This window comes from Desulforhopalus sp. IMCC35007 (assembly GCF_005116575.1).
Taxonomy (GTDB): Bacteria; Desulfobacterota; Desulfobulbia; order Desulfobulbales; family Desulfocapsaceae; genus Desulforhopalus_A.
This window is the reverse complement of record NZ_SWCN01000019.1, coordinates 83,899-96,110: the sequence shown is the minus strand read 5'-3', so window position 1 is coordinate 96,110 and position 12,212 is coordinate 83,899. Positions and strand designations below refer to the sequence as shown.

General features: G+C 44.9%; 13 protein-coding genes. 7 read left to right on the top strand and 6 right to left on the bottom strand.

Annotated elements, in window-relative coordinates; genetic code table 11:
• Positions 1–21 precede the first annotated feature (21 nt).
• Positions 22–135, bottom strand: a complete 114-nt coding sequence (locus tag FCL48_RS25945; protein ID WP_371418684.1) for a hypothetical protein — start codon at positions 133–135, stop codon at positions 22–24.
• 381 nt (positions 136–516) lie between these two features.
• Positions 517–1,449: a helix-turn-helix domain-containing protein gene (locus tag FCL48_RS18325; protein WP_136874314.1), complete on the bottom strand. Its 933-nt coding sequence runs from the start codon at positions 1,447–1,449 to the stop codon at positions 517–519.
• A gap of 250 nt (positions 1,450–1,699) precedes the next feature.
• Between FCL48_RS18325 and FCL48_RS18320 the strand changes: the two genes are divergently transcribed.
• From FCL48_RS18320 to pcp, 3 genes are read left to right on the top strand one after another with little or no spacing between them, the layout of a single operon-like run.
• Positions 1,700–2,389 (top strand): DUF969 domain-containing protein, encoded by a 690-nt coding sequence (locus FCL48_RS18320; protein WP_136874312.1) that lies wholly within the window; start codon positions 1,700–1,702, stop codon positions 2,387–2,389.
• 3 nt (positions 2,390–2,392) lie between these two features.
• Positions 2,393–3,298: a DUF979 domain-containing protein gene (locus FCL48_RS18315; protein ID WP_136874310.1), complete on the top strand. Its 906-nt coding sequence runs from the start codon at positions 2,393–2,395 to the stop codon at positions 3,296–3,298.
• A gap of 10 nt (positions 3,299–3,308) precedes the next feature.
• Complete coding sequence (pcp, locus tag FCL48_RS18310; protein WP_136874308.1) at positions 3,309–3,947, top strand: pyroglutamyl-peptidase I; 639 nt, start codon at positions 3,309–3,311, stop codon at positions 3,945–3,947.
• Positions 3,948–4,029: 82 nt separating this feature from the next.
• On the opposite strand, the gene FCL48_RS18305 is transcribed toward pcp, so the two are convergent.
• Positions 4,030–4,215: a HAMP domain-containing histidine kinase gene (locus FCL48_RS18305; RefSeq protein WP_136874306.1), complete on the bottom strand. Its 186-nt coding sequence runs from the start codon at positions 4,213–4,215 to the stop codon at positions 4,030–4,032.
• A 440-nt stretch (positions 4,216–4,655) separates the two neighbouring features.
• Between FCL48_RS18305 and FCL48_RS18300 the strand changes: the two genes are divergently transcribed.
• On the top strand, positions 4,656–4,964 hold the full coding sequence (locus FCL48_RS18300) for a hypothetical protein (RefSeq protein ID WP_136874304.1): 309 nt from the start codon (positions 4,656–4,658) through the stop codon (positions 4,962–4,964).
• Positions 4,965–5,179: 215 nt separating this feature from the next.
• Here FCL48_RS18300 and glmS read toward each other — a convergent pair whose 3' ends face one another.
• Positions 5,180–7,021 carry a glutamine--fructose-6-phosphate transaminase (isomerizing) gene (gene glmS, locus FCL48_RS18295; protein ID WP_136874302.1) on the bottom strand — a complete coding sequence of 614 codons (1,842 nt, stop codon included), beginning with the start codon at positions 7,019–7,021 and terminating at the stop codon, positions 5,180–5,182.
• Between the two features lie 251 nt (positions 7,022–7,272).
• Between glmS and pyrE the strand changes: the two genes are divergently transcribed.
• From pyrE to FCL48_RS18285, 3 genes are all read left to right on the top strand, one after another.
• Positions 7,273–7,824: an orotate phosphoribosyltransferase gene (gene pyrE / locus FCL48_RS18290; protein WP_136874300.1), complete on the top strand. Its 552-nt coding sequence runs from the start codon at positions 7,273–7,275 to the stop codon at positions 7,822–7,824.
• 4 nt (positions 7,825–7,828) lie between these two features.
• Positions 7,829–7,999, top strand: a complete 171-nt coding sequence (locus FCL48_RS25790) for a dual CXXC motif small (seleno)protein (RefSeq protein WP_371418683.1) — start codon at positions 7,829–7,831, stop codon at positions 7,997–7,999.
• Positions 8,000–8,208: 209 nt separating this feature from the next.
• Positions 8,209–8,688: a PilZ domain-containing protein gene (locus tag FCL48_RS18285; protein ID WP_136874298.1), complete on the top strand. Its 480-nt coding sequence runs from the start codon at positions 8,209–8,211 to the stop codon at positions 8,686–8,688.
• Here FCL48_RS18285 and hflX read toward each other — a convergent pair.
• On the bottom strand, positions 8,680–10,215 hold the full coding sequence (gene hflX / locus FCL48_RS18280) for a GTPase HflX (protein ID WP_240744884.1): 1,536 nt from the start codon (positions 10,213–10,215) through the stop codon (positions 8,680–8,682). The two genes, FCL48_RS18285 and hflX, sit on opposite strands and share 9 nt — an antisense overlap.
• Before the next feature lie 133 nt (positions 10,216–10,348).
• Positions 10,349–12,145 carry an amino acid ABC transporter substrate-binding protein gene (locus FCL48_RS18275; protein ID WP_136874294.1) on the bottom strand — a complete coding sequence of 599 codons (1,797 nt, stop codon included), beginning with the start codon at positions 12,143–12,145 and terminating at the stop codon, positions 10,349–10,351.
• Positions 12,146–12,212 lie beyond the last annotated feature (67 nt).

Below are 12,212 nucleotides of genomic sequence, written 5' to 3'. Positions count from 1 at the left end.
ACCTTTTTAATTAAAATTAATCTATTCAAAAAAGCAGTATTGACTGCGTCCAGACTGCTTAGCCTGATACATAGCGCTATCGGCATTGTTCATCAAGGTGGTCTGTTCTACACCTTCATCTGGAAATACTGCAATACCAATACTTGCCCAATGTTTGCCTCCTTTTCATTGAGCAAAGGTTCAGATAAAGTCTCTACAATGAGCTGTGCTGCCCTGATTATATCATCTTTTTTTGAAATAGAATTCACAATAAGGGGTAACCTTAATTTATAAAGACAGATAGGAGATAGAGATTTTCTTTAAAACACTCAAACAGCACTTGAAGGTCAAAACCTTTCTCGACAGAAGTGAGAATGCTCTTCGTGTTAAGATTTGGACAGCCCTCATCGCCTTGCTATTACTGAAACACCTTCAGCATTTGTCAAAATTCGGTTGGTCGATGTCGAATCTGGCAACAATGCTATGCCTGAATCCGTTTTCTGCAGGTGGGGATGAGGTGATAAAACTCCGACTACCTTAGCCAAGCAACTCTTCAAGATACTGTTCTACCGTGTTTTTCTCAGACAACTCCGGTAGGACCATCTCTTTGATAGAACTCAACTCATCTTGGAAGGTATTCAGGATAACCGGATTTTTTGTGCTGAACCCGGCGAGTCTGCCGGGACGCTCACTTGGAATGTAGTGCCCCGGTTTGGCACAAAAAGTGAGCTGCACATCTTTTTCGTTACTCGGCTGATTCAGGGAAAATAGCAGATACGAGCAAATTCCGGTAAAATTGACCGAAAAGTTATCGAACCGTTGTATATAGTCAAGCATGTTGGCAACGTGTCGTTGTCTCCACACTTCTTCTTCCGGGTTTCCATCCACGACGAGATAACTCTCTATACATTTCTTGCAGATATAAAGTGTTATCCTGTTGGTCGCAAGATTTGTTTCAAATTGGCTACGGCGTACCCTTCCTATCTCTTCCAGCAATTCAGCATAGAGTGGATGGGAATCGACTAACGACCTATCGCTAAAGATCCTATGGCCCGGTTCGCGTAAACAGACCAAGGGGCGGTCATTGACAATGACCTGATCTCCGGGAATACGCTCCATTGCATAAACAGCCAGCTCGTAGGAATAAAAATTCCTGTGGGGATAAACTGCAGTGACCGCTTTTCGTTTATGGGCAGATTCAATAAAAATATCGATATCTTCGGACGCAAGGCTAGCCCTGTCAAATACCCTGAGCATCTCATCTATTCTGCTCAGGTCCAGGTTCAAGGTAACTGCTAATCTCAGCAGCTTCCTGCGGTCAACATTAATGATGTTTCCTTGCTCAAGGTCTTTGATAAAGGTGTTGGTTAACCCTGAAGCTGCAGCAAGTTGATTGCGCGGCATCTTACTGGCTGCGATGAGTTCACAGATGAGTGTGGCTTTTTTTTCCCTCTTGCGTGATTCTGGCATCGTGGTGTTTGTCTCTATAAATTGAAATTATAATTAGATTGCTTTTACTTTACCCCCCTAGGCAACAAAATATAAGCATTATTTTTCCAATAGATTAATCATAATTATGCCAATACATTTAATTATATTAAGCTAAAAGCTTGACCAATTTTAATTTATTGGGTTAATCAATATTTATCTAATAGTAATAATTGTCGGAACTACAGCTGGATGTGGGGTGGAACATTAAATTCAATAAAAGGAGGAAATCATGATCAATTACTGGCCGTTGATTGGAGTTGGCATCATCACCATCGGATTGGCCCTAAGGCTCAATACGCTTTTGGTCATCCTGACCGCAGGTGTGGTTACAGGGTTAATTGCGGATATTGCCATTATGGATATCCTGTCGACCCTGGGAGCATCCTTTACCAAGAATAGATATATGTCCCTGTTTATCCTTGTATTACCCATGATCGGGGTACTTGAGAGGTATGGCTTGAGACAACGTGCTGAGACCCTGATAAGCACGATCAAGGGTGCTTCTGCAGGACGGGTTATTTTTCTCTATGCACTGCTGAGAACTATCACCGTTGGCCTTGGCCTGAACTTGGGCGGGCACCCGTCTATGATTCGTCCACTGGTTGCCCCGATGGCAGAAGCTGCTGCGGAAAAAGGTCGCACTCCATTAAGCAAGAAAGAAACCATGCAGATACGTGCCCTGTCGGCTGCCAGCGATAATTTCGGAAATTTCTTTGGTCAGTTGATCTTCATCGGTGCCGGAGGTCTGCTGCTCATAAAAGGGGTGTTAAGCGATAACGGTTTTGAGTTGGAACTGGGTGATATGTACGTTTGGGCTATACCAACCGGTATCGCCTCACTCATTGTCTTTTTCTTCACGGCTAAAATCGGTGACCTCCGCCTGAAGAACCCGGAACAACCACAAGCGGATAAGGAGTAAGATATGCTAGAATATATATATCAGGCTACAGGTTTGCTACTCATCGCTTTTGCTGTACAGTCTTTTTCTGATACGGGGAACGAAAAACGTATCGGCACTGGGTTATTCTGGCTTATTTATGGACTATCGTTCTGCCTTGGCGAGTTTATACCGGACTGGATTACCGGTATAATGGTTCTTGCTTTGACTATAATTGCATCAGCAGGTTTCATGGGAATAGGTACATATAATGGAACTGGAGACGATTTTGCCAACAAACAGGCCAAGACCTTTGGCAACAGGCTTTTCCTGCCAGCTTTGATTGTGCCAATAGGAACAATACTCTGGAACACATTAACCGGCACAAGTGCTCTGATCGGCCTTGGTGTCAGTTCAGTTGTTGCCCTTATCGCAGCAATGTGGCTTACCAAATGTTCCCCGAAACAGAGTTCCCAAGAAGGGCGCAGGCTACTCGACACCATCGGCTGGGCAGCCATACTTTCTCAGTTTCTGGCCGCCCTTGGTTATCTGTTCAATCAGGCAGGGATAGGTGAAACTGTCTCCCATATCGTGCAACTGATCATCCCTGATGGAAGCCTCCTAATCTATGTAATGGCCTACACCTGCGGCATGGCGCTTTTTACAATCATCATGGGCAACGCGTTTGCGGCATTTGCTGTTATTACCACTGGTATAGGCCTACCTTTGCTTATCATTGGTCAAAACGGTAACCCCGCTATCGTAGGTGTGATCGGTATGTTATCCGGGTATTGCGGCACACTAATGACACCAATGGCGGCAAACTTCAATATTGTTCCGGCAGCGCTATTGGAACTTGAGAACAAGAATCATGTCATTATCGTTCAATTTTTTCCGGGCCTGGTGATGTTGGCCATTAATACTTCTCTTATGTATTTTCTCGCATTTTAGGGTGCTCGTTATGAAAAAAATATTATTGACAGGGTTTCAGCCGTTCGGGGGAGAAACAGTTAATCCCTCGCTGGAAGCAGTAAAGTTACTTGAGGGTAAACAGCTGAAGGGCGGAGTTGTAACTATCTGTGAAGTACCTGTAGTACGGCATAAAAGCATAGAAACGGTTATCAGGGCAATTGAAACCCAAAAACCTGACATTGTCATCACTGTTGGCCAAGCAGGTGGCCGCACCGACATCACACCCGAACGTGTCGCCATTAATATTGATGACTACCGTATTCCAGACAATGAGGCAAACCGACCTATCGATGAGCCGGTTGTTGCCGGAGGACCAGCTGCATATTTTTCAACCTTGCCAGTAAAATCCATGGTAGAGGCAATGCATAATGCTGGAATACCCGCATCACTGTCAAACAGCGCAGGAACATTTGTCTGCAATCACCTGTTCTATGGAGTACACCATTACCTTGCAAAAAGTACTATCAGGCATGGGTTCGTTCATATTCCGTTTCTCCCTGAACAGGTTACAGATGTGTCCCAACCATCCATGACGCTAGAGTTGATTGTTAAGGGGCTGGAGGTTGCAGCCCAAGCGGTACTCGACAATGACACTGACAGTCAGCAAAGCCATGGGACGATATGCTGATCTTCCTTTTTCACTTCCTACTTCTTCCCGCCCCCCTGTTCTTTCACAGGGGGCGGGTTTAACAGACTGCAAACAAGAACGTTCAAGATTCCACGTTATGGGATGGTAAATGGATTTCTATGGTAATGCCTTCTCCATCAATTGAACTGCAGTCAATCTTTCTACCATGTTTGTAGACGACGATGTCATAGGCTATCGGCAACACTTGTCCTGTTCCACTTCCAACCTTCCAGCTCCAGCTGTCAAAAACCACTTTCAGAAGCCCCAAAAATCTCACTGGACAATATTTAATAAAGACACAATCGTTGAAGCTATTTTCAGGCCATTGAATAAACAGAGAAGACCATGAGTGACACCATTCTGGCAGTTTCTAGATGATCATTTTGAAGAGTTTGAGGCGCGGTATGCGAACTCTTTTCCGGGCATTATGGTTTCTACAAGCCGGTGATCTCACATATAGTACAGAATTTTCTGGAATGTCTGGATCTCCAACAGGGATTCGTCAGAGTCCGTTGCCCGACTGTCATCACGAATATCTTTTATCTTTCAGCTGAGGGTACTGTCCAGATTCGTACGATAATATACGCTAAGCACCCCATAGGAAGTAGATCACGGGAGTGTGATCTACTTCCTATAAGGGATTTTACCTATTGCCAGATTCTTCGAAAAACCTTCACCGATAGAAAGGCTATTTTGGGCTTGATCCGAATGGTTGAACTGAAAGTACTCAACCATCCGGCAGGTCTGAAATGGAGTAATTTTTTATCAAAAGTACTGCCTGAAATGACGAACTCTACTGTAGCGACCCGCAATGATAAACGCAACATTCCGTTCAAATGCGCTAGCTGGTCTAGTTTGCATAGTGCCCGCATTCTTCATAACAGCTATGAAATGTGTTTAGTGAAGTTTGGGTATCCAATTAACATTTTCTTTTCTGCCTCCATGGGAAAACCATCAGAAAAGATAAAATATACAATGCAACCGGCCATTGAATTTCTTGACGGCTTTTCTGGCTGATTATAACAGAGCAATAGATTTTCCGACTAGTGCCAGGAAAACGTACGTTTTTCTTGTAACGGAGAAGTACTACAGATGTCGAAAAGTGCTAGAAAACTTCAAAAAGAGAAAATAAAGGTCATACTGAACGAGATCTTTCAGACAAGATCCTGATCGCCCGTTCAGTATGAAACTTTATTACTTACCCACAACAACTTCAAAACCCTTTTGTTTATCTATTCCACAGTAACACTTTTTGCCAGATTTCTTGGCTGGTCTACATCACAACCTCGTCTGGTGGCTATAGCGTAGGCCAGCAGCTGCGCCGGGATAGTATACAAAATCGGATTCATATCATCTGCCACCCGTGGAAGATAAATAACATCGTCTGTTATGGTCTTGAGATGGGTGTCACCCTCTGTTCCAATGAGTATGATACGCCCTTGCCTGGCTTTTATCTCTTCTAAATTCGAGATGGATTTCTGATAAACATCATCCTGAGGCACCAGTCCAAGGATAGGCATTTCCTTATCGATAAGGGCGATAGGTCCGTGTTTCAGTTCGCCAGAGGCATAGCCCTCTGCATGGATATAGGAAATTTCTTTTAATTTTAATGCTCCTTCAAGTGCTATGGGGTAATTCGCGCCACGGCCGATAAAAAGGAAGTCACGACTGTCGTAGTATGTTTCAATCAGTTGTTCCATGTCCTCTTTAATGCGTTCCAGTTCACTGTCTATAACGCCTGCAATACCGATGAGATCTTTACCGAACTGCTTGCCCTGTTCAGCAGACAAAGTCCCTTTTTTCTGCCCCAGATAGAGGGTTAAAAGAAATATTGCCGCCAGTTGAGAGGTAAATGCCTTGGTTGAAGCAACACCTATCTCGGGACCGGCATGGGTGTAGATTGTACCATGGGCTTCTCGAGTCATCGTTGAGCCAACTACATTACATATGGTGACAACCTTTGAGCCAAGATTTTTTGCGATCCTGAGACCTGCAAGGGTATCTGCGGTTTCACCGGACTGAGACAAAGTGATGGTGAGAACCCTTTCATTTATCAGCAGATGTCTGTAGCGAAATTCTGAAGCGATGTCTACCTCAACTGGTATGTGTGCGTATTTTTCAATCCAGTATTTGGCAACAAGAGCAGAGTGCCATGAGGTTCCGCAGGCGACAAATACTATACGGTCAATTTGAGCAATGTCTGCCTCAGAAAGTTTGATTTCAGGTAAATCAACTATCCCTGTTTCTGGATTAACACGGCCACTGACGGTGTTGGTAATTGCCTGGGGTTGCTCAAATATTTCTTTGAGCATGAAATGTTTGTAGCCTGCTTTTTCGGCCATAGCCGAGTTCCAGGTGATGGTCTGGATTTCTTTTTCAACAGCTTTTCCCGTTTCAAGAGAAAAAATCTTCTGCTCTTTTTCTGTAAGAACAGCAATTTCCATATCTTCGAGAAAAATCACCCGATTTGTGTATGGTAGCAAGGCAGGAATATCTGATGCCAGAAACGTCCCATCCTCAGCACTTACGCCAAGTACCAGAGGGCTCTGGTTTCTTACAGCGATAAGAGTATTGGGTTCTTTAGCCCAGAGCACACCGATTGCATAGGAACCTTCAATAAGAGAAATGGCTTTCTTTACAGCTTTAAAAAGATCACCATCAAGGTTCTCTTCTATAAGATGTGCCAGCACCTCGGTATCGGTTTCGGAGGTAAATTTATGTCCCTTAGCGATTAATTCCGTTCGAAGAGAGTGGTAATTTTCAATGATTCCATTGTGAACGACAACGAGCTCTCCGGTACAATCGCTGTGAGGGTGTGCATTTTCCGTCGTGGGCGCACCGTGGGTTGCCCAGCGCGTATGTCCTAAACCGATATTTGCAGGTGCAATAATTGCGTCACCTATTATCGACTCCAGCGCAGCAAGTTTGCCTTTTGCGCGATGCTTTACCAGTTTGCCCTCTTCAAGATAGACAATTCCAGCTGAATCATAACCTCTGTACTCCAGGCGTCTCAGGCCTTCGAGAATGACGGGGACTACACGCTTTGGTCCACAATAACCTACAATGCCACACATATATTTTCCTCTCTGTTCGATATTTTAATGTGGAGACAACCCACAGTGATCACAAATTATTTTTTTATTGAAGCAATATCTGTTCCTGAAATAAATAGAAAAAAATAACACAATCAGCCATAGCCTAACTACCCTTTTTCTGCAATACGTAAATTTTACTTTAAACAATACCTAAAAAAAGGTAGTATCGCCTGCAATTTTCAGAAAAGATCGATTTTCCCACTATTTCAGCGAGAGTTTTAAATAACATTATGGACGACAAACAACGCTTAAAAGAGATTTTACTCGAAAAATCCTACAGAAAAGGCACCTTTACCCTCACCTCTGGCAAAACTTCAGACTTTTATATTGATGGTAAACAAACCACTCTTTCAGCAGAAGGTGCATACCTTTGTGGCAAGTTGCTCTTTGAACTGTTGCAAAAATCACCCACCCCCATACATGCTGTAGGAGGAATGACACTTGGTGCCGATCCTCTTGTCACAGCAGTTTCCATTGCAAGCTTTATTGCCGAAAAACCAATCCCAGCTTTTATCGTGCGCAAAGAAGCCAAAGGTCACGGCACCGGCAACTATATTGAAGGTTTAAAAAATATGCCGGAAGGCTGCACCGTCGCTCTTCTTGAGGACGTTGTCACGACCGGAGGAACCTTGATTAAAGTGATCGATCGAGTTGAAGCGGCAGGTTTTAAAGTTGGCCTCGTAGCAACGGTGGTCGAGCGCCAGGAAGGCGGCACCGAGGAACTGGCAAAGGCCGGATATACCCTTGAATCCGTTTTCACCCGCGAAGAGTTACTCAGCTAAGATTATGAAATGCAGGAATTGTTCAGGAAAACTTGAGGTTCATCGCATGTGTAGAAGAGTGCGCATGAGATGTACCTCCTGTGGCAAGGAATACCAGATACACGAAGTTGCAGCAGATCTGGATCCCGAAACCGAAAAGATTCTAGAACGTTACACGGCAATTATCTATGATTGAATTCTGCCGTTCAGCCGTAAGAATTTCATTGCTCCAGGAAATATTTTAGCTTTTCTCACTAACCAAAATTACTGTAGTTCCGTTATCTTTTAAAGATTCATCCGCTCACTGCAAAAGTTCATCACAAATACTTGTAGTTTTTTCCAGATTTTAATTTATTATTTTGCATGAAAATTTGAAATATTAACATCTGGTTTATATAATAGAGCATGACAAATCAAACACCTAAAAATAAAACCTTTGTAAAAGAAGACAGTCAGGCAACCATCGTGTGCCCTGCCTGCAGTTCGGCCAAGACGATCTCCGTTGAAGAGTTTCGCCATCGCCAACATGTACTCAAGGTGAAGTGCAAGTGCGGACACTCTTTTAGTCTTCAATTGGAATTTCGGCAATTTTTCCGCAAAGAAACCGAATTACAAGGGGTCTACGACACCAAACCACCAGCCAGAGGCGGGGGGATTGCAACCATTGTCAATCTCTCCCTGATCGGTGCCTGTTTTGAAGTTCGTGGTGTCCATGACCTGAAAATCGGTCATAAAGGTTCCCTTGTCTTTACCTTGGATAACCGCAAGGAAACCGTCCTCTACAGACAGGTGATAATACGCTCGGTAGATGGCAATAGAATTGGCTGCGAATTTGTCGAAGACCGGGCATTTGAAAAAGAGCTGGGATTTTATCTGCTACCCTAGCCCGGTTTCCAGAGCCTTACCGATTAATTTCTCTGCTTCTGCAAGAAAATCAGTAAGGCTCTCTGGTTTCACTGCGGAGACGACCAAACCTTCCTGACCTATAATTTCCCTCACCATTTGAGGATCTTCAACAAGATCTATCTTGTTAAACAGTTTGAGGATTGGAATGTCCCCAAGTGATAGCTCCGCTAGTATCTTATCGACGACAGCCATCTGCTGCCGGAATGCCGGATTGGAAAGATCAATAACATGCACAAGTAGATCAGCCTCTTCCAGCTCCTCAAGGGTTGCCATAAAGGCCTGAACTAGCTCTTCTGGAAGATGCCTGATAAATCCCACAGTATCGGTAATAATCACTTCCATATCCGTTGGAAAACGAAGACGCCTGCTGGTAGGGTCGAGCGTTGCAAAGAGTTTATTCTCTGCAATGATATCACTGTTTGTCAGGGTATTGAGAAGGGTTGACTTGCCTGCATTGGTGTAACCAACCAGGGAAAGCACCGGGAGCTCTTTTTTCCTTCTCTTTGCCCGTCGCCGATATCTTTCCTCACTTACTTTTTTCAGCTCTTTTCCAAGTCGGGCCAGACGATCATTAATGCGTCTACGGTCGATCTCAAGCTTTGTCTCCCCCGGTCCACGGGCACCAATACCTCCTGTCAGTCGGGACAGTGCATCATCCCTTGAAGACAGACGGGGAAGCATATATTTCAGCTGGGCCATCTCCACCTGCAGCTTCCCTTCACGACTGAGGGCTCTGCTGGCAAATATATCAAGAATAAGCTGGGTTCGATCAATAACCCGCAGATCAGTAAAGTCCGTTATGGAACGAATCTGGGAAGGATTAAGTTCTTCATTGAATATCAGAAGATTTGCGTCCACCTGCAAGGCCCTGATCATGATGTCAGCAAGCTTACCTTTACCAAGAATTAGTCGCGGATTTACATGGTTTTTACGCTGTAAAACCGTATCAAGAACCACAACATCAGCTGATCTGGCTAATTCCTCCAGTTCACGCAGGGATTCTTCTGCCGCGAGTTTTTTTTCGGTGGACACGGAAACCAGAATAGCCCTGTCTTTTTTCTTGTCTACCAGACTAGTCTGATGTCGGCTGCCAAGCTCCCCTTCGATGGCTGCGATAAGTTCTTCTACGGATTCTGTCTGATTGGCTGGATGAACAGGATTCAAAAAACTCCAGTTATTGCCGTCCGTCGCTCCAGGCAACAGATGTGCCGTGTACAACCTTTCAGGCAGCCCATCTTCTGCCACTTTTAAAACGGAAATAAAATCCAGACGTAGAAAGAGAAGATCCATGAGATCTTCATCACTGATATCTTCTCCTGCCAGGTGTGTATGGATAAGGCGTAAGCCACTCAGCCTGCCTCCGGATGCGCGTGAGGATTCCAGATGCGGAATCATAACCTGGGTATGGGTCCCGACGATCACCGCCTCAACCTTGCCCGAGCGTTGAACCAAAAGGCCCAGTTGCCGGTTCAGTTCAGAGGAAATCTGACACAGCGTTCGTGCCATTTCCGGGTTGATGATCAAATCCCGCTGTACCCGTTTTTGACCAATGCGCTCCAGTGCTTTAATCTGATTGGTTTTAAGGCCCGCTATATTTCCTGTTACCAGTCCGATGGTACCTACCTCTTATCTACGTGTTTTATAATCCCGTCGGGCCATCATTCTGCCCTGGTCTTGCACATACTGTTTTTTCACTGTAATCCTTCCAGATCGGGTCCTCATAGGTATTGTGACAACCAACGCACAATCCCAAGCGCAAGACTGAACGGAGTTCCGCTTTGTTAAACGGTCGAAGTTCAGGCCGTGAACTATGCTGCCGTGCAATACCATTAAGGTCGACATAGGCATCAAAGGGTACGGTATGTCCGGCGCTCGTCTCAACACCCTGATCAAGGGGTTCAAAAACCAATTCCCCGTCTTCCTGCTTAAGCCGTCCCTCACCAAGTCCCACGGTTTTTGTTGAGGCATGGCAGTCTATACACTCACGTCCTTTTGCCTGGGTGGTGTGCGGATTAATAGCGGCCATGGTAAACCGGTCAAAGCTTTCTTCAATTTCGCCTTTGTCATTGACCACCGTCACAACATCCTGGCAGCCCGGAGTGACCACAACAAACTCATCGTCCCAGACACCCAGCATCGGCCGTTCATAGCGGATATACGAGCGCCCTTCTTCCCACAACCCTTCCGTTTCTGCAAGAGACAACTTATCCAGATGTTTGCCCGAGGCATCTCTTTTAGCATGACATCCATAACATTGGGCAACCCAGGTAGAATGGCAGGCCTCGCAGGTGACCCTTTTATGCCCTGCAAAATTACAGACGCCCTCTTTAGGCACCTTAAGCGTATGTCTTTTTTCGTCGACCTTTCCCAGAAGATAATTGCCTTCCTTTGTGATCTCTATATTGGTTAAAAATTGATCTTTTCTGGTCTTTCCTGGATTTTTATCGTGACATGCCTTACAGGAAATCTCCAATTGGTCTTCATAATGGGCATAACTCGTACCGTCACCCATAATTTCATTGCGGGTGTGGCAATCTATACACTCCATTCCCTTTGCATGGTGTATATCATCGGCAATCTCAAGGTAAAATCTTCGCCCAGGTAACTGGTTCTCAGTAACAGCACCATCTTTAAAAGGTGTGCCGTAACCTTCAGATTCAAAAATCCCCATATATGAGATGCCTATTCTTCCCGAACGATTATGGCAGCGGACACAGTTACTGCTACCAACTTTTTTGGTAATATAAGGATGGGGTTTTTTCTTGGTTTCATCCTCATCATCGGACGCAGTATCATCTGCGACAAGGACAAATTCTTTACTGTGGGTGCCCGGAAGAGCAAAATGGCAGGCAGAACACCCACCCCCCTTGTCGTTAAAAAATTCCGGTAATCCAGGCAGATCGTTTTTCTGTTTCCAGAGATGGCAGGTGGCACAAAGTTTACGGAAGTAATCCAGAGCGAGTGAACTCTCTCCGGATTCGAGTAATTGCTCAACCGTCAAATCAGTATCCTGACTGTTCGTCTCCCCCCAATAATAGAGAAGGGTTCCGAGGATGCCCCTGTTGGTGGCCATGAGAGAGTTTTTCACCTTGTGCAAATCGGTGGGGTGGCACCCTTCAACAGAACAACTTTTATCTGCAACCCGCAGATCGCCAGGGTTTATAACGATTCCCTTATGTCCTGCTTCTTCCGTCACAGCAAGGGGGTCGCCGAGGTGACACGGCGAACAGCCAATGACCTGAGCATCATGGGCAGCGTCAAGCTTAACATCCCCATGACAGCTCAGACACATCTCCACATTACCGGAACTGGTAATGAACAACTTTTGAGGACGCTCTGTCCGCGACTCATTGAAAACGAGATACACAAAGGCTGCAAGTAGAATTGCACCTAAGAAATAGCCTGCTATTGTTTTTGTTCTGCTTTTGTTTTCCAATTATTCAGTTGTTCCAGGGTAAAGAGAGTGTGAATTCTTTAAAGTTGATGCAAAAACTGTCTGGCAA

Bases quoted from the DNA above. Each gene is read 5' to 3' on its own strand.
- FCL48_RS18325 (WP_136874314.1), bottom strand. From the start codon at position 1,449: ATGCCAGAATCACGCAAGAGGGAAAAAAAAGCCACACTCATCTGTGAA.
- FCL48_RS18320 (WP_136874312.1), top strand. From the start codon at position 1,700: ATGATCAATTACTGGCCGTTGATTGGAGTTGGCATCATCACCATCGGA.
- FCL48_RS18315 (WP_136874310.1), top strand. From the start codon at position 2,393: ATGCTAGAATATATATATCAGGCTACAGGTTTGCTACTCATCGCTTTT.
- pcp (WP_136874308.1), top strand. From the start codon at position 3,309: ATGAAAAAAATATTATTGACAGGGTTTCAGCCGTTCGGGGGAGAAACA.
- FCL48_RS18300 (WP_136874304.1), top strand. From the start codon at position 4,656: ATGGTTGAACTGAAAGTACTCAACCATCCGGCAGGTCTGAAATGGAGT.
- glmS (WP_136874302.1), bottom strand. From the start codon at position 7,021: ATGTGTGGCATTGTAGGTTATTGTGGACCAAAGCGTGTAGTCCCCGTC.
- pyrE (WP_136874300.1), top strand. From the start codon at position 7,273: ATGGACGACAAACAACGCTTAAAAGAGATTTTACTCGAAAAATCCTAC.
- FCL48_RS25790 (WP_371418683.1), top strand. From the start codon at position 7,829: ATGAAATGCAGGAATTGTTCAGGAAAACTTGAGGTTCATCGCATGTGT.
- FCL48_RS18285 (WP_136874298.1), top strand. From the start codon at position 8,209: ATGACAAATCAAACACCTAAAAATAAAACCTTTGTAAAAGAAGACAGT.
- hflX (WP_240744884.1), bottom strand. From the start codon at position 10,215: ATGGCACGAACGCTGTGTCAGATTTCCTCTGAACTGAACCGGCAACTG.